Source organism: Serratia sp. YC16 (assembly GCF_009707615.1).
GTDB classification, from domain to species: domain Bacteria; phylum Pseudomonadota; class Gammaproteobacteria; order Enterobacterales; family Enterobacteriaceae; genus Serratia; species Serratia surfactantfaciens.
The window spans coordinates 381,514-398,742 of sequence record NZ_WLYN01000001.1; the positions used below are offsets into that span (position 1 = coordinate 381,514).

The 17,229-nt window shown below is 58.0% G+C and carries 16 protein-coding genes; 4 read left to right on the forward strand and 12 right to left on the reverse strand.

Annotated features, from left to right (window positions below; all coding sequences use genetic code 11):
* Positions 1-8: 8 nt before the first annotated feature.
* From GKN89_RS01790 to tetR, 3 genes are all read right to left on the reverse strand, one after another.
* Positions 9-2,267 carry a molybdopterin cofactor-binding domain-containing protein gene (locus GKN89_RS01790; RefSeq protein WP_154746230.1) on the reverse strand — a complete coding sequence of 753 codons (2,259 nt, stop codon included), beginning with the start codon at positions 2,265-2,267 and terminating at the stop codon, positions 9-11.
* On the reverse strand, positions 2,264-2,737 hold the full coding sequence (locus GKN89_RS01795; protein ID WP_019455406.1) for a (2Fe-2S)-binding protein: 474 nt from the start codon (positions 2,735-2,737) through the stop codon (positions 2,264-2,266). The genes GKN89_RS01790 and GKN89_RS01795 overlap by 4 nt, the downstream gene beginning before the upstream one ends.
* 175 nt (positions 2,738-2,912) lie before the next feature.
* Entirely contained in the window at positions 2,913-3,554 is a 642-nt protein-coding gene (gene tetR / locus GKN89_RS01800) for a tetracycline resistance transcriptional repressor TetR (RefSeq protein WP_019455407.1), read from the reverse strand.
* A 64-nt stretch (positions 3,555-3,618) separates the two neighbouring features.
* Here tetR and tet(41) point away from each other — a divergent pair, with 64 nt between their 5' ends.
* The 3 genes from tet(41) to GKN89_RS01815 all read left to right on the forward strand — a co-directional run bounded on the left by tet(41) (position 3,619) and on the right by GKN89_RS01815 (position 7,359).
* Positions 3,619-4,800: a tetracycline efflux MFS transporter Tet(41) gene (gene tet(41) / locus GKN89_RS01805; protein ID WP_063919501.1), complete on the forward strand. Its 1,182-nt coding sequence runs from the start codon at positions 3,619-3,621 to the stop codon at positions 4,798-4,800.
* Positions 4,801-5,057: 257 nt separating this feature from the next.
* Positions 5,058-5,792, forward strand: a complete 735-nt coding sequence (locus tag GKN89_RS01810; protein ID WP_063919502.1) for a MurR/RpiR family transcriptional regulator — start codon at positions 5,058-5,060, stop codon at positions 5,790-5,792.
* A 130-nt stretch (positions 5,793-5,922) separates the two neighbouring features.
* Entirely contained in the window at positions 5,923-7,359 is a 1,437-nt protein-coding gene (locus GKN89_RS01815) for a 6-phospho-beta-glucosidase (protein ID WP_025159763.1), read from the forward strand.
* Positions 7,360-7,408: 49 nt separating this feature from the next.
* Here the strand turns inward: GKN89_RS01815 and GKN89_RS01820 are convergent, their stop codons facing one another.
* The 5 genes from GKN89_RS01820 to GKN89_RS01840 all read right to left on the reverse strand — a co-directional run bounded on the left by GKN89_RS01820 (position 7,409) and on the right by GKN89_RS01840 (position 11,952).
* The gene (locus GKN89_RS01820; protein WP_154746231.1) at positions 7,409-8,746 is read right to left on the reverse strand and encodes a D-serine ammonia-lyase; all 1,338 of its coding nucleotides are present in this window, start codon (positions 8,744-8,746) and stop codon (positions 7,409-7,411) included.
* Positions 8,747-8,854: 108 nt separating this feature from the next.
* On the reverse strand, positions 8,855-9,544 hold the full coding sequence (locus GKN89_RS01825; protein WP_063919503.1) for a VIT family protein: 690 nt from the start codon (positions 9,542-9,544) through the stop codon (positions 8,855-8,857).
* Between the two features lie 26 nt (positions 9,545-9,570).
* Positions 9,571-10,044, reverse strand: coding sequence for a VOC family protein (locus GKN89_RS01830; protein ID WP_019455413.1), 474 nt, complete (start codon positions 10,042-10,044; stop codon positions 9,571-9,573).
* An 11-nt stretch (positions 10,045-10,055) separates the two neighbouring features.
* Positions 10,056-10,406 (reverse strand): DUF1428 domain-containing protein, encoded by a 351-nt coding sequence (locus GKN89_RS01835; protein ID WP_063919504.1) that lies wholly within the window; start codon positions 10,404-10,406, stop codon positions 10,056-10,058.
* A gap of 103 nt (positions 10,407-10,509) precedes the next feature.
* Positions 10,510-11,952 carry a diguanylate cyclase gene (locus GKN89_RS01840; protein ID WP_019455415.1) on the reverse strand — a complete coding sequence of 481 codons (1,443 nt, stop codon included), beginning with the start codon at positions 11,950-11,952 and terminating at the stop codon, positions 10,510-10,512.
* A 386-nt stretch (positions 11,953-12,338) separates the two neighbouring features.
* On the opposite strand from GKN89_RS01840, the gene GKN89_RS01845 reads away from it, so the two are divergent.
* Complete coding sequence (locus tag GKN89_RS01845; protein WP_230328907.1) at positions 12,339-14,477, forward strand: TonB-dependent siderophore receptor; 2,139 nt, start codon at positions 12,339-12,341, stop codon at positions 14,475-14,477.
* Positions 14,478-14,527: 50 nt separating this feature from the next.
* Here GKN89_RS01845 and GKN89_RS01850 read toward each other — a convergent pair whose 3' ends face one another.
* The 4 genes from GKN89_RS01850 to GKN89_RS01860 all read right to left on the reverse strand — a co-directional run bounded on the left by GKN89_RS01850 (position 14,528) and on the right by GKN89_RS01860 (position 17,224).
* Positions 14,528-14,989, reverse strand: a complete 462-nt coding sequence (locus GKN89_RS01850; protein WP_074054168.1) for a GNAT family N-acetyltransferase — start codon at positions 14,987-14,989, stop codon at positions 14,528-14,530.
* Between the two features lie 300 nt (positions 14,990-15,289).
* Positions 15,290-16,015, reverse strand: coding sequence for a glycosyl transferase (locus GKN89_RS24350; RefSeq protein ID WP_230328908.1), 726 nt, complete (start codon positions 16,013-16,015; stop codon positions 15,290-15,292).
* On the reverse strand, positions 16,016-16,561 hold the full coding sequence (locus GKN89_RS24355; protein WP_230328909.1) for a TcdA/TcdB catalytic glycosyltransferase domain-containing protein: 546 nt from the start codon (positions 16,559-16,561) through the stop codon (positions 16,016-16,018).
* 372 nt (positions 16,562-16,933) lie between these two features.
* The gene (locus GKN89_RS01860; protein WP_154746232.1) at positions 16,934-17,224 is read right to left on the reverse strand and encodes a hypothetical protein; all 291 of its coding nucleotides are present in this window, start codon (positions 17,222-17,224) and stop codon (positions 16,934-16,936) included.
* Positions 17,225-17,229: the final 5 nt, after the last annotated feature.

Sequence of the window (17,229 nt, forward strand, 5' to 3'; positions counted from 1 at the left end):
TGACGGGGTTAGTGACCGGCCTGAGCACGCAGCGCGGCCAGTACGCGTGCCGGCGTGAACGGCACCTCGCGCAGGCGCACGCCGAGCGCGTCAAACAGTGCGTTGCCAATCGCCGCCGCACTCGGCACCGAGGCAGACTCTCCGGCGCCCATCGGCGCTTCGTCCGGACGGTCGATCAGTTGGATATCGATCTGCGGCAGTTCGTCAAAGCGCAGGATGGGATACCCTCCCCAGTCCAATGACGTCACGCCCGTCTCGTTGAAGGTCACGAACTCTTTCAACACCCGGCTGGCAGACTGGATGATGTTGCCATGCACTTGATGGCGCACCCCGGCCGGGTTGATCATGCGACCGCAGTCGTGTGCCACGAAGATTTTATCGAGCGTGATCTGCCCGGAAAGGCGATTGACGCGAAGATCGCACACCCAGGCCGCCCAGGCGGCGCCAAAGCCAGGGAATTTACTGTGGAAATAGCGCGCATAGGCGAAGCCGCGGCCGCTCACCACTTCGGCGCCGGCGGCGCGCGACCGGTGCGCCGGGCCGTCTTGCCAGTTCGCCTGCCGCTTCAGGGCCTCGATCAGGGCCACCGCGCGCGGGTCGTTCAGATAACGCAGGCGGAAGGCGATCGGATCCTCGCCGGCGCGCCAGGCCAGCTCGTCGATCCAGGATTCGTGAGCGAACACGTTGGGCAAGGCCGATACGCCGCGCATCCACGATGCCCGCACGATTGGCGCAGCGTCCTGACAAATCACCCGCATGTGCGGGTAGTCGTATTGCGGAATGGCGGTGCGATCGCCCATTTGCTGCACATCGGCCCGGTTGGCCACTTTGCCGGTTAACACCAGCGGCAGGGTCACGGCGTTGTTGGAGGGATAGCTGGTTTTCAGCTCGTAGGCCGCCACCCGGTTTTGCGCGTCCAGACCGCCGCGCACCCGGATCAGCTGGCCGGTGCCCTTCGGCTCCCAGCCGGACTCCTGTTCACGCATCAGCTGTACCCGCACCGGGCGACCGGTCGCCCGCGCCAGCAGGGCCGCGTCCGCCGAAACGTCATCGGCGCAGTTGCGGCCATAGCAACCGGAGGCCTCCATGCGGGTGATGTGCACCTGCTCGGACGGCAGCTCGAGCAGCCTGGCGATGTCTTTGCGCAGATCGTGCGGATTTTGCGTGCCAGACCACACCTGCGCCCGCCCGTCTTTAACATCGGCGACCGCGCAGGAAGGGCCGATCGAGGCGTGCTGATGGTAGGGCCAGACATAGTCTGCCCGCACTTCGGTATGCAGTGCCGCCAGCGCGGCGTCCGTGCCCGCATCGTCGCGCAGCACGCGGTCGTTTTTCGGATTGGCCTCCAGCGCGGCGGGCAGCGCTTCAGGCGACAGATCCGGCAACCCGGCCCAGGATTTCCATTCGGTTTTCAGCTGGCGCATGGCGGCGATCGCCTGCTCTTCGCGCTCGGCCACGATGCCGATGAAATCGTTGATCACCACCAGTCTCACGATGCCCGGCAGGTGCGCGATCGACCCTTCATCCACTGACAACAGGCCGCCGCCCAGCGGCGCGCTGCTGTCTGCGCCCACATAAGGTGGGCGCACCACCCGGCCATGCAACATGCCGGGCAGGCGCAGATCGTGCACATAGGTCAGCGCGCCGCTCACTTTGGCCGGAATATCGACCCGGGCGACGGCGCGGCCGACATAACGGTTCTGTTGTTCGCTGTTCAGCTGAACATTTTTATCCAACGCGACGTGCAGATTCTGCCCGCTCGCCAGTTGCGCATAGCTCAACGAACGCCCCGGCTGTTGCGTCACAAACACGTGGCCGGCCGTCGCCGTCAACTGTTCGGCCGGCAGTTCGAAAGCCTTGGCCGCCAGCGCCGTCAGCATGTGGCGCACCTGCGCCGCCGCCTGCCGCAGCGGCACCGACGTCACCTGAATGGTGGCGCTGGCGATGGTCGGCCCCTGATCCGGCGTGCGTTGCGTATCGCCAAGGATCATCGTCACTTGCTCGAACGGCACGCAGATTTCATCGGCGACGATCTGCGCCAGCGCGGTGCGAATGCCGGTGCCCAGATCGACGTGGCCGTTGAATGCCGTCACCCGCCCGTCGGCGGTGAGGCTGATAAAGCTGTCCACCCTGTCCAGCGGCAGATCGGCGGGCATTGAGGCGGGTTCGGCGGCGAAGGCGTTAAACGATGCGGGCAGCAGGCTGCTGACCATCACCACACCGCCGGCCTGCAGCAGCTGTCGACGGGTCAGTTCGAGACGGCTCATGCTTGCCTCCGCGCTGCCAGCAGTTCGCGAGCACGTTCGGCGGCGCGCAAAATCTCAAGATGGGTGCCGCAGCGGCACAGGTTATAGGCCAGCTCTTTCTTGACTGCCTGTTCGTCCGCCTCGGGTTCACGTTCGAACAGCGCGACCAGCGTCATGATCATGCCGTTGGCGCAGTAGCCGCATTGCGCCGCCTGCTCATCGATAAATCCCTGCTGCACCGGATGCAGCGCTTCCGATGTTCCCAGGCCCTCCAGCGTGGTGACCGATTGGTTGCCTACCGCGGACAGCGGCATTGAGCAAGAACGTGCGGCGACGCCGTTGAGCAGCACCGTGCAGGCGCCGCACTCCCCCAGGCCGCAGCCGTATTTGGGGCCGTTCAATTGCAGATCGTTGCGTAACACGTACAGCAGCGGCGTATCGGGCGAGACGTCGCCGAGTGGAACCACTCGGCCGTTAACATTGATTTCCATGGTGAAACTATCCCTCAAATTAACGGATTTAATCCGTAGCATCGTTGCCATGAGCAGCCAGGCAAGATATTTATCATTATCGTCAAAAGACCTGATAATGTTAAGGGAATGTAGCCGTGACGGCTTTAACGAAAAGTGGGTATTTTCTATAAATTTCCTATAGATAAGCCCGGTTTTATGGTTGCCCGCCGTGATTATTGTCGTTCGTCAATCCGGCTTCGGCACCGTCGACCAGCAGCCTGACGCCCGCCTCGAACAGCCTGTCTGCGCCCTTCTCCTGCAATCCTTCCCAGCCTTCGCACAGCAGCGGGTAACGCCGACGGTCGGCCTCGTTCAGCGCGTCGTCAGGCTGCATTTGCTGTTCTTCCAGCACCCAGCCCACCACGAAGCGGCCAACGGCGAACAGCAGGTTAACCGCGCGTTCCGGCGTAAATCCCGCCCGGCACAACAGTGCCACCTTGGCCTCGATGATCGCGAACTGCGGTTCCTGCGGACGGGTGCCGGCATGCAGGCGCGCACCGTCGCGGTAAGCCAGCAACGCGCGGCGAAAGTTGACCGCGTTGGCGGTGACCCAGGCTCGCCAGGGCATGTCAGCGGGCATCTCTTCACGGTGATCCAGCATGATGGTTTCCGCCATCGCCTTCAGCAGCTCGGCCTTGTTCTTGAAATGCCAATAAAGCGTGGGCGATTGTACGCCCAGATGTTGCGCCAGACGGCGGGTGCTCAGGGCGTCGATGCCGATGTCATTCAGCAGCTCCAGCGCCCCGCGCAGCACGGTTTCGCGCGTTAAACGCGCCGCGGTATTTTTTTCGCTCATCTCTCTATCACTGATAGGGTAACTGTGGAATACTCATTACTCTATCACTGTTAGAGTCACGATTTTGAAAAAACCTATGCTGGTTATTTTGTTGACGGTGCTGCTGGATGCGGTGGGCATCGGTCTGATCATGCCTATCCTGCCGGCGCTGTTGCGCTCGCTGGGCGGTCTCGATGCCGGCAGCGTGCATTACGGCGCTCTGTTGGCGGCCTATGCGTTGATGCAATTCCTGTTTTCACCAATCCTCGGCGCGCTGAGCGATCGTTTCGGCCGGCGCCCGGTGCTGTTGATTTCGCTCGCTGGCGCGGCGGCCGACTACCTGCTGATGGCGTTCGCGCCGACGCTGGCCTGGCTCTATCTGGGCCGGTTGCTGGCGGGCATCACCGGCGCCAACATGGCGGTCGCCACCGCCTATGTCACCGATATTACCCCTGCCGGCCAACGCGCGCGGCGTTTCGGCCTGGTGGGTGCCGTATTCGGCGTCGGCTTTATCGTCGGCCCGCTGCTCGGCGGCTCACTGGGCGAATGGCATCTGCATGCCCCCTTCCTGGCGGCGGCGGTGATGAACGCCATCAACCTGGCGTTGGCGTTTTTCCTGTTGCCCGAATCGCGTAAACCCAGCTCCCGCACCGCCGAGAAAATCCGGCTTAATCCCTTTTCTTCATTGCGGCGATTGCACGGCAAGCCGGGCCTGCTGCCGCTGGCCGGCATTTACCTGATCATGGCGCTGGCCTCTCAGGCGCCGGCTACGCTGTGGATTTTATACGGTCAGGATCGCTTCGGCTGGAGCATGATGTTGGCGGGCCTGTCGCTGGCCGGTTACGGCGCCTGCCACGCACTGTCGCAGGCCTTTGCCGTCGGTCCGCTGGTCGCACGGCTCGGCGAGCGCAAGGCGCTGCTGATCGGCCTGGCCGCCGACGCGCTGGGCATGCTGCTGCTGTCGATCGCCACGCGAGGCTGGGCGCCGTTCGTCCTGCTGCCGTTGTTTGCGGCGGGCGGCATGGCGTTGCCCGCGCTGCAGGCGCTGATGGCGCACAAGGTGGACGACGACCATCAGGGCGAGCTGCAGGGGACACTGTCCAGCATGGGCAGCCTGATCGGCGTCGCCGGGCCGCTGGTAGCGACGGCGCTGTACGCCGCCACGCGCGATGTCTGGCCCGGCCTGGTCTGGGCGCTGGCCGCCGCCCTGTATCTGCTGGCCCCGCCGCTGCTGGCACGTTCGCGCGCCAGGGATATGGCGCCGTAACTTTGCCAATCTTTAGCTTTGGAAAGCAAAAACCGGCATTTTGCCGCCGGAATAAGCTGACCTATGCTGACACTGTGTGATGAAACGCGTTTTCATGGCATGTCTTCCGGAACGTTTTGCTTTAATTTGTTCGTCGTGAACTCTGGGCCGCCCCTGACTGGTGCGGCTTTTCTTTTGCTTCGGCAGTGCCAGCGGCGGTGAATTTTGCTATGTTAACCTGCAGATAAGCTTCCCGTTTCCAGCCGCCGGACCGACTCATGTTCACCCATAAAGCAATCGCCGAGCTCAACGCCCTGGAGCTGATGGTTTATAACTACGTCAGCAAACACAAAAATCAGGTGATGTACATGACCATCCGCGAGCTGGCGGAGGCCGCCGGCGTGTCCACCACCACCGTGCTGCGGTTTTGCAAAAAAATGGGCTGTGACGGCTATTCGGAATTTCGCATCCGTTTCAAACTGTACCTCGAGCAAAGCGACGCGCCGCCGATCGATTCCGGCATCGGCGAAATCCTCAGCTTTTTTAAAAGCGTCAGCAACGAAGAGTTTAATCAGCTGATCGATCAGGCGGTGCAGCATATCGCCGCCGCCGAGCGAATTATTTTCGTCGGCATCAGTACGTCAGGCGCATTGGGGAAATATGGCGCACGTTTCTTCTCCAACGTCGGGAAATTCAGCACTCATATCGACGATCCTTATTATCCGGTCAACAGCGATATGTATAAAAACGCGGTGGCGATCATGCTGTCGGTCTCCGGCGAGACCGAAGAGATCCTGCGGTTGGCGAGCCAGTTCAGCCTGCACCACTGCAAAATCATCAGCATCACCAACAACGAAACCTCTTCACTGGCGCGGCTGGCGGACTTTAACCTCTCTTACCACGTTCCGCAGCATTTGATCGGCGGCCATCATAATATTACCACGCAGATCCCCGTGCTTTACATTATTGAAACCATCGGTAAACGGCTCGGGCATATTAATTCGGCAAAATAAAACAGGCTGTTTTTTTATTGTGACAAATCACTTTTCACGGTGATTTGTTATATCGTGACATTTCTTTCGGTATTGGTACTCTATTCTCAACGCAGCGTGATTACCCTTCATTAAATAAACCGATGAGACATTGACGATGAAACAGTTGCCGAAGGATTTTCTGTGGGGGGGCGCGGTCGCCGCGCACCAGGTTGAAGGCGGTTGGGATCGGGGCGGCAAAGGCCCAAGCATCGCCGACGTGCTGTCCGGCGGTTCGCACGGCGTCGATCGCGTGATGACCGACGGGGTGCTCGATGGCTACCGTTACCCCAACCATGAAGCGGTGGACTTCTACGGCCGCTACAAACAAGACGTGGCGCTGTTCGCCGAGATGGGGTTCAAATGCTTCCGCACCTCGATCGCCTGGACGCGCATCTTCCCGAACGGCGACGAAACGGCGCCGAACGAAGCCGGCCTGCAGTTTTACGACGATCTCTTCGATGAGCTGCTGAAATACGGCATCCAGCCGGTGATCACCCTGTCCCACTTCGAAATGCCTTACCATTTGGTTAAAACCTACGGCGGCTGGAAAAACCGCCGGGTGGTGGAGTTTTTCGTGCGCTTTAGCGAAGTGGTGATGCGCCGCTACCGCGAGAAGGTGAAGTACTGGATGACCTTCAACGAGATCAACAACCAGAGCAACTACCGCTACCCGCTGTTCGGCTACTGCTGTTCCGGCGTGGATTACACCCAGGAAGACAATCCGGAGCAGGCGCTGTATCAGGTGTTGCACCACCAGTTCGTCGCCAGCGCGCAGGTGGTCAAACTCGGCCATCAGATCAACCCGGAGTTCAAGATCGGCTGCATGCTGGCCTGCGTGCCGTTCTATCCTTATTCCTGCAAGCCGGACGACGTGATGTACGCCGTGGAGGCGATGCACCAGCGCTATCTGTACACCGACGTGCAGATGCGCGGCTACTACCCAAGCTATCTGCTGCGCGACTGGGAACGCAAAGGGCTGAAGATCGAGATGCAGCCGCAGGACGCCCAGATCCTGCGCGAGGGCTGCACCGACTACATCGGCTTCAGCTATTACATGAGCAACGCGCTGCAGGCCAACGCGGTGGAAGGCAGCGACGGCATGTTCGGTTTCCCGGGCAATGTGCCGAACCCGCACGTCAAGGCCTCCGACTGGGGTTGGCAGATCGATCCGGTCGGGCTGCGCTACTCGCTGAACGTATTGTATGAACGCTACCAGAAGCCGCTGTTTATCGTGGAAAACGGCTTCGGCGCCTTCGACAAGGTGGAAGCGGACGGCCAGATCAATGATGACTATCGCATCGACTATCTGCGCGCCCACATCGAAGAGATGAAAAAAGCGGTGATTGAAGACGGCGTGGATCTGATCGGCTACACCCCTTGGGGCTGCATCGACTGCGTGTCGTTCACCACCGGTGAGTACAGCAAACGCTACGGCTTTATCTACGTCGATAAACACGACGACGGCACCGGTACGCTTGAGCGCTCGCGCAAGAAGAGCTTCGACTGGTACCGCCGGGTCATCGCCAGCAACGGCGAACAGCTGTAACGGCGCGGCAGACGATCAGGGGCGATGTTCGCCCCTTTTTTATTGCGCCTTATTCCGCCGTCTGCCCGGCGGTGAGGTACTTCGCCATTTCCACCGGCGGCACCATGCCGCCGCCGGTCGCCCACACCAGATGCGTCGCCTGCGCCAGACTCTCCGCGCTCACGCCTTGCCCGCTCAGCGGTTGCGCATTGGCCGCCATGCGCCACGGCCCGGCCATGCCGGCCAGCGCGGACGGCTCCAGCTGGATATGTTCGTGCCGATCCAACAACCCGAGCAACGCGAACATCTCCTCGTCGCTCAGGGTGTAAAACGCGCTCAGCAGGCGTTCCATCGCCCGGCCGACAAAGCCGGAGGCGCGCCCCACCGCCAATCCGTCCGCCGCTGTGCGGTTGTCGATGCCGAGATCTTGCACCGCAATCCCGTCATGCAGCCCGCTGTAAACCCCGAGCAGCATGCAGGGCGAATGGGTCGGCTCGGCGAAAACGCAGTGAACGTGATCGCCGAACGCCAGCTTGAGGCCAAACGCCACGCCGCCCGGCCCGCCGCCGACGCCGCACGGCAGATAAACGAACAGCGGATGCTGCGCGTCCACCACGATGCCCTGTTCGGCGAACTGCCGCTTCAGGCGGCCGCCGGCCACCGCATAACCGAGGAACAGGGTTTGCGAGTTTTCATCGTCGATAAAGAAACAACGCGGATCGTTCGCCGCCTGTTTGCGGCCCTGCTCCACCGCCACGCCGTAATCTTCGGCGTATTCCACCACCGTCACGCCGTTGTCGCGCAGCTTCTGCTTCTTCCACGCCCGCGCATCCGCCGACATGTGCACGCTGACGTCAAATCCCAGGCGGGCGCTGATGATGCCGATGGATAATCCCAGATTGCCCGTCGATCCGACGGCGATACGGTATTGGCTGAAGAACTGACGGAACTCGTCGGAAAACAACCGGGCGTAGTCATCACCGGTCTGCAGCAGCCCCGCCTCCAGCGCCAGCTTCTCCGCGTGCGTCAGCACTTCATAGATGCCGCCGCGCGCCTTGATTGAACCGGAGATCGGCAGATGACTGTCCTTTTTCAACAGCAGTTTCCCACCCAGAGTTTGCCCGTAGCGGCGATCCAGCGCCAGCTGCATGGCGGGGATCGCCACCAGTTCGGATTCGATGATCCCGCCAGTGGGCTGGGTTTCCGGGAAGGCCGCGGCGAGATATGGCGCAAAGCGCGCCAGGCGCTGCTCGGCTTCGACCACGTCGGCGGCGCTCAGCCCGACATGAGGCAGCCCTGCGGCCAGCGTGGTCGCACGCGGATTGAACCAGGTGATCGGCTCAAGAGCAACCATGCGTTGCAGCAGCGGATGCTGCGCGATCCACGGTTGAATCTGTGATTGGTGCATAAGTGTCCCTGACTGAGTTGGCATTGCCGTCACCATGCCGCGAACGCCGGCGGCTGACAAATGATAAATTCTGCTCTTGAGATGCAACAGATTGATGCAAACCCGGCGCTACCCGGCGGCGACGCCAAACAACATGCCGACGCCGGAGGAGACCGCCATCGCCAGGGCGCTCCAGATGAGGATGCGCGCGACGCCCGGCAAGATCGGCGCCCCGCCGGTTTTTGCGGCGATGCCGCCGAGCACGCCGAGGGAAATCAGCGCCGAGACCACCAGCGCCGGCCGCGTCCAGTCGAGCGGCGCCCACAGCGCCACCAGTAGCGGCAACAGCGCGCCGAGGGAGAAACTCAGCGCCGACGCTAACGCCGCCTGCAGCGGCCGGGCGCGCGTGGCGGAGGAAATGCCCAGCTCGTCGCGCGCATGCGCCTCCAGCGCATCGTGCGCCATCAGCTTTTCCGCTACCTGCCGGGCCAGCGCCGGATCCAGGCCGCGATGCACGTAGATTGACGTCAGTTCACGAAACTCCCCCGGGTAGTCTTCAAGCAGCTCCGCCTGCTCCTCAGCCAGGGCAGCCTTTTCGGTATCCGCCTGCGACGATACCGACACATACTCGCCGGTGGCCATCGACATCGCGCCCGCCACCCACCCGGCGACGCCGGCGATCATCAACGCGGAATGCGAGGCGCTGGCCGCCGCCACGCCCAGCAGCAGGCTGGCCGTTGAGACAATGCCGTCGTTGGCGCCGAGCACCGCCGCCCGCAGCCAGCCGATGCGCTCAATACTGTGCCGCTCTCGGTGCATCCGTTCTCTCCTTCTCGATCTTGCCGCTAGTCTCGCGCTGCCGCTTCCAGGCCGGCGATGTCGATTTTGCCCATCAATAGCATCGCTTCCGTCACCCGCCGCACGCGGGCGGCGTCAGGGTCGTTCATCAACTCCGTCAGACGCCGCGGCACAATCTGCCAGCACAGCCCCCAACGATCGCGCAGCCAACCGCACTGCTCCGCCTCGCCGCCTTCGCTCAGCGTATCCCACAGCCGGTCGACCTCCGCCTGATCGTCGCACTCCACCATCACGGAGAAACTGTGGTTGAACGGATCCAGCGGCCCGGCTTCGATCGCCGCGTAGCGCTGGTCGCCCAGGGTGAAGGAGGCCAGCTTCACGCTGCCGGCCGGGCCGCTCGGCGTATCCGCCGGCAGATCGGAAAACCAGTTCACGGACGAACCGGGAATCAGCGCGACATAGCAGTTCAGCGCCGCCTCCATGTCTTTTTCAAACCACAGATGTTGCGTAATTCTGGCCATCTGCGCCTCCTTCACTCATCAAGGATTGGCGCGAACCCGCCAAAGATCATGCGCTTGCCGTCAAACGGCATCTCGCCCAGCGCCTTCATGCGCGGATCGCTCATCATTTTCTCGTTGGCGGCGTCGCGCACCGCCTTGGAGGGATACTCGATCCAGCTGAACACCACCACTTCGCCTTCCTGCGCCTTCACCGCGCCGCGAAAGTCGGTCAGTTTGCCGTCGGGCACATCATCACCCCAACACTCCACGATGCGCGTGGCGCCAAACTCTTTGAACAATGGCACCGTTGCAGCCGCCAACCGGTGATACGCCTCCTTGTTGGCGGCCGGCACCGCCACCACAAACCCGTCGATGTATTTCATCCTGGCATCCTCTTGTCTGTTTAAGGACAGTCGGTTTAACGCAGGCGGAGTTGCCTGCACCCCCTACCAGTTTAGACGGCGGGGGCGCTGCGCGGATCGCAAGTTAGCGGCCGGGGGCCGGCGGCGGGTAAGACTCAGGCGTGGCGACCCGGTTGCGGCCGGCATTTTTTGCTTTGTATACCGCCAGATCCGCCAGTTTCAGCAGATCCGCCAGGCTATGGCCGGAACCGCCCGTACAGGTCACCATGCCGATGCTGACGGTGATCTGCAGCGGATGGCCGGCCGGCATGGTGATCGACTCCGCTTCGATGCGTTGCCGCAGCCGTTCGGCCAGCTGCAATCCCTGCTGAGGCTGGCCGAGCGTCGAGACGATGGCAAACTCTTCGCCACCCATGCGGCCAAACAGATCATTGACGCTCAGATCGGCGGCGATCGCGCGGGTAAAAGCCATCAGCGCCTGATCGCCGCCGGCGTGGCCGAAACGGTCATTAATCGATTTGAAATAGTCGATATCGAGCATCATGACGCAAACCAGCTCGCCTTTTTGGTCAATCACCCGTTCGCCGCGCTGCATAAACGCATTGCGCGTCAACACATGCGTCAAGGCGTCGTGATTCGCCACATGCTCCAGGGTGCGCAACAGCGCATTGCGCGCATAGTTCATGCTGGCGACGGCGATCGGCCCCAGCGCCAACAGCGCAATGCCCAAACGCATCGACACCGCGTTCTGCAACACCTTCATATCGAGCGTCGTGCTCAACAGCCCGAAATCGATCGCCAGATGGCACCACAGCACGTAAACCAGCACCGCGATCATGGTGCTGAACAGTGAAAAGGACATCGCCAGCCACAGCAGCACCGGCATTGGAAAGATCACCGCGCCGGGCCCGCCGATCAGCACGCTGCAAACCGCCGCCAGCGCCAGCAGCGCCAACACCGCAAGTTTTTGCCCCGCCTGCGGCCATTGGCTGCGCTGCATCAGCATGGCGCAAGCCGCGCGCAGGCGATGTCGCCAATCGATGGGAAACACCAGAATGAACGGCATCAGCGTGACGTAATTGGTGAATTCGGACGAGAACCACAGCGCCAGGGAGGTCAAATAGGGTCTGCCGAACAGCCACTGAGAGGCGACGGCGCCTGCCACGCCGGTGACGGCAGCGGCGGCCAGGCAGATGCCGAACAGATACATGCTGGAGGCGCCGCGCTGCAACATGCGCGCCGGTGGCGACAGCCGCATGAACAGCCAATACCCTGCCACCACGCCGGAAAGATTGGCGGCATTCAACAGCAGCGCCTTTTCCAGCGAGCTGCCGGTCAACAGGTCCGCCGCCAGATAGCCCAGCACCGCCATGCCCCAGCCGGCGCAGGTGGCCCACTGCGGGCGGCGCACCAAAACGGCCAGCAGCACGGCGTTTACCGGCCAGAATATCGCCAGAAAGCTGCCGGGACGGCTCACGATACCCAGCAGGCACAGCGCAAACACCAGCAAAAAGATGAGGGTCGCGGGCCAGATTTTACGGGTATCGGACAACGGGATGGTTTGCATCTTGGATCCAGAGACTTTCGCTAGCGTAAAGTGACAGTCTTTTCGCGTCACAACCGTCGAACAAGGAGAACACACACGGCCGACCCGGCTATTATTGCCAGTTTTGCCAGCGCGGGCATCTGTTTATTCATCAAGGGAAAATATATTTGTGTATCAATATATTGACGGCAACCAGCTACCAGACGCAGAAACTGCCGAAACGCTGCCGTCACCTCGATCTTTGTGGCCAATCCGGCGAATTTATACCGGCAAAACCGCCATGCTTTTCACTGATGGCAAAATAAAATCTTGCAATGCGCGAAGGGCGCCAACTTCCTCTATCTAATTTCATCAAATGATAATTATAATGATAATCGTTACTATTTATTATTTTACCATGGAATGATATGCGCCAGTCAGTTCTTCGCCACCCCTACAAAAGCAAAAAAAATCCCATTCTGCGTACGCTGCCCCTGTTTGCCGGCCTGTTTCCCGCCCTGACGATCGCCGCCGTGACCGACGCTAAATCGGAGGAGTCCATCACAGTAACCGCCGCCCCGCTGCCTGCCGGCAGCTATAGCGCCGATACCGCTTCGACCGGCAGCAAAACCGCAGCGCCGATCGCCGAGGTGCCGCAATCGATCAGCGTTGTCACCTCTCAGGTGATTGACGACTTCCAGGTCAAAAGCGTCAATGACGCGATGAAGTTCGTCAGCGGCGTCACCCAGGGCAACACACTCGGCGGCACCGAGGACGGCTTTGTCAAACGCGGTTTTGGGGTCAACTCCGACGGTTCGGTGTTCATCGACGGCGTACGCAGCAACCAGGGGTTGAGCATGGACGCCACCACCGAACGCGTCGAGGTGCTGAAAGGCTCCGCTTCACTGCTTTACGGTATCCTCAGCCCTGGCGGCATCATCAATCTGATTGGTAAAAAACCGCAGTATGACTGGAACACCCGCATCAGCGGCGCCACCAACAGCTTTGGCGGCGGCAGCGGCAGTGTCGATGTCACCGGCCCGCTGGGCGGCGGCTTCGCCTTTCGCCTGATCGCCGAACGTCAGCACGCGGATTACTGGCGCAACTTCGGCAGCGACGAACACACGCTGCTCGCCCCCTCGCTCAGTTGGTTCGGCGACAAAGCCTCCTTTAACATCGCCTACAGTGAATATAAATACGACATTCCTTACGATCGCGGCACCGCATTTATCGACGGTAAACCGGTCGATGTGCCCTACAACCGCCGGCTTGATGATTACGCCAACCGCGCCTGGGGCAAAAACAAACGCCTGAGCGCCCATTATGAATACGCGCTGGACCCGATCTGGACCACCCGTGTCAACTACGCGTGGCTGCAGCGCCGTTACGACAGTAACGAAGTGCGCGCCACCGCCGTCGACACTACGACCGGCATCGTTTCGCGCCGCGCCGACGCCAACCGAGGCTTTAATCACCAGACCCACTACTACTCGTGGGATCTGACCGGCTCGCCAGAGGTATTCGGCATGCAGCATGACCTATTGCTGGGCGTGGACTACGAGAAAAACCAGACCTATAAGGCGTATTCCTATCGCGGCAAGGTGTCGAAGACCTTCAACATGTACGATCCGACGTATGGCGAAACGCCTGTCACTGACAGTACGACCTACAGCGACGCGGCGAGCAATCTGCGCGCCACGCTGTTCAGCCGCTCTCTGTACGCCAAGGACAGCATTCATCTCACCGAGCGATGGATCGCGGTGCTGGGCGCGCGCTATCAGTCGTATTATCAGAACAACAGCAACGGTTTCCGGCAGCCGAAAAATACGCTCAATGACAAAGATGACCAGTTCTTGCCGCAGGCGGGACTGGTGTATAAGTTGACGCCGAGCCTGTCGCTGTACGGCAACTACAGCCGTTCCTTCACGCCATCCACCGCCATCGACGACAATGGCAACGTCGCCACGCCGGAAACCGGCACCACTTATGAAGTGGGCGGCAAATGGCAAGTCACCCCGGCGTTTGACGCCACGCTGGCGCTCTATCGCATCGATGAAAGCAATATGTCGATCTTTATCAACGGCGTGACCCGCAGCATTCCCAAAGCGCGCTCCACCGGCGTCGAACTGGAGTTGAACGGCGAAGTGGCGCGCAACTGGGATCTCACCGCCAACTACAGCTACGACAAGACCGAAATCGTTGAAGACAATCTCAACCCGGCCAACGTCGGCAATCGGCTGGTCAACGCCCCGACCAACATGGGCGGCCTGTACCTCAGCCACCGCATGACGTTGCCGGTGGTGCCCGGCGAGGTGCGCGTTGGCGGCGGCGCACGCTACGTCGGCCGCCGCGCCGGCGATCCGGAGAACAGCTTCACCATGCCGGCCTATACCGTGGCGGATGCGTTTGTCGCCTGGGACAGCAAACTGTTGGGGAAACATACTCAGCTGAAGCTGAATGTGAAAAACCTGTTCAACCGCGAATATTATGCCTCCAGCGCCGGCAATTTACGCGTGATTGAGGGGGAACCGCGCAGCCTGAGCCTGCAGGCGACGGTCGATTTTTAACCTGCCGATTGTCGGGCGCCGTTTGGCGCCCGTATTCATTTCACCGGGTGTCAAAGCGCCTTGCGATACATCACAAATCCGGGACGATCCGCCACCTTGTCATACAGCAGCATCGCCGTCTGGTTGGTTTCATGGGTATTCCAATAGACGCGCGGCAACCCCAGCTGCTGCGCACGCTCGTAAACCGCCGCGATCAGCGCCCTCGCCACCCCTTTACCGCGCACCGCCTCTGCGGTGAACAGATCCTGTAGATAGCAGTTGGGCTGCAGCTGAATGGTGCTGCGGTGCAGAAGATAGTGCGTTAATCCAACCACCTGCCCCTGATGCTCGGCGACTAGCGCGTACATCGGCTCGTAGGCGTCGAAAAAACGCCGCCAGGTGGTTTGCGTCACCTCGTCCGGTAACGCCGTTGCCCCCTCCCGGCCGTAAAAGGCGTTATACCCCTGCCACAGCGCCAGCCAGGCGGCGTAATCCCGTTGTTCCAGCGATCTGACCACGATGCTTTCGCTCATGATGTCCTCTGCGATGATGTAAAAATGCCCGCCTCCAGCATAGAACAGCAAACGTCAACGCGCAGGCCACGGCGCCACATTGAGGTCTGCGGCCGGAGCCGTACATACTCGCAATCGGTGCATCCGCGGCAATGGGCACCACCCATTCAGAAAATATGTAGCGTCAAATGCCGAACAACAGCAATGCCCAGCCACGCTATTTCATTTTCTGACTGTCGAACGTTTCTTGACAAAACATCATCAGTATCCGTCATTTGAAAATAACATGCAAAACACAACGTACTTTACCATGCAATTTTATTATTTCCGCCATGCGGAATAAATTCCATCAGGAGTATCTATATTGTGTTGAAGTAATGCAATTCCATGAGCAGGGTTCTGCATATATTCCGCGATGTAGGAAGGTTCTACTGAACTTTCAATTTTGAATATATCATAAGCCAGCCCTAATAAAACCTCTACAATCAATCCTGGCCCAGTCAAAGCCGAAGTTACACAATAATTTTTTGTTATTAATTCAGTTCTCCACGTTAGAAGCCTGCTCAGATAAAGCTCTGCTTCACCACCGGTATAACAACTGAATATACAGTCATTTCTTTCTAAGAATCGATATCTTTTCTTCATGACCATAAGGATTATTTTTATCGCCTTTGATCTTTTATGAGATGACATGAAGTTATTAAAATAGACGCCCTTTAATCTCTTGAGTGTGCCCAGAGCGAGCAGATTCTTATAAACATACATATTCCCTAATGATGGGATCATATCTAAAGAAAAATTAGAAATATCTTGTCTGATGAGTCTATTTATTGTTTCAAATCTGTCAGCATCCACACTCAACTCTTGTGCATCGAAACCAACCGCATCTTTAGTCAAAATACCATCTAAGCCAATCTTGTTTAAAATTAATTTTGTTTTAAACAGAAGAAATGAATCACTCTCTATGATTCTTTCTTTTTCTATATATTTATTAAGGCTGCAATATATATCATTAGTACATGGGAGTGTATCAATGTCTATATACACTCATCCATATTGATAGATAATTAAAAGCCTAACAATGTCGCTTGCACCAGCAAGATTACATCTCAATATGATTTCGTAATAATAATATTTCATAAAATCATCAAGGTCAGCACAGAAAATATCCGCTATGTTCTTTTTTATAACGCCTCGTTTTTCGAACCATGAACATTTGATTTTTTTCTCCATCCTCTGATAGGGAATTTTATTCTTGTCTAAGAATTCAATAACCAGGTCATCAAATGTAAACCCTTCTTTTATCTTTGGGTATATATAATTAAAAGCAGAATTTTTTATTTCCAATTCAAGCTCTAACTTATCTTTAACTCTTTTTGTGTTGACGAAGTCAATTATGGCAGTATTGAGAAGTTTGCACAGTGAAGAATCGCTGTCGCACCAAAAAAACACATCCTTATCTTTGTTTGTTTTTTGCCATATTTCAATGTAATGCGCTTTTACTTCATTTAAATCACCAATCCATAAAAAATGCAGGACATTTGGAACTAATGATTTATCTATCGTTGACAACTTCATTTTCAACGCTATCATTTAGGCCTCCATGCAAAGTTAGTTATAATACCATTTGATTATCTTATTAGTTAACTGAAAAGATAGACTATGGCCATAATAATAATGCAAACAGAGCAAAATAATAGATTGCCTGAAAAATCCCTCAGTGAATCCAAGTAATCATTACTGCTTTTATTTAGTTTGATAATCGCATCGCTTTCGTTTTCAGCATCTACTTCAACATGATGCCTTCTGAATCCCTGTTGCTTCATATCCTTAATAACTTTTTGTGTGACCATTTCCTTTGTCATAACTATTGTCTTGTCACTTTTTATAAAGACAATATACCTATTCATCATGCCACCTATAAAGCACAGAATTTTACTTCTGTGCCAAGATTATATCTATTAATTAGCGCTTAGTACCTGACTCTCTGCTCTCTCTCGGCCCAGTACCATTTCCGCCGTAACCATTTCCTGCAGCCATTGAATTACCATTTCCCCAGAAGCCGTTAGCACCAGAACCACTTCCATACGGGCTATTTTGTGACAAGAATGATTGAAGCCCACGATCACCTCCGTTATTGTTGCCACTATTTGTAGAACCATAGCCACCGTTATCAGACGATCTTTTCCCACTACCGTCACGGTCCTGCCACCCACCAGATACGGCATCGAGTTGGCTACTTAAAATTTTTTTCATGAACT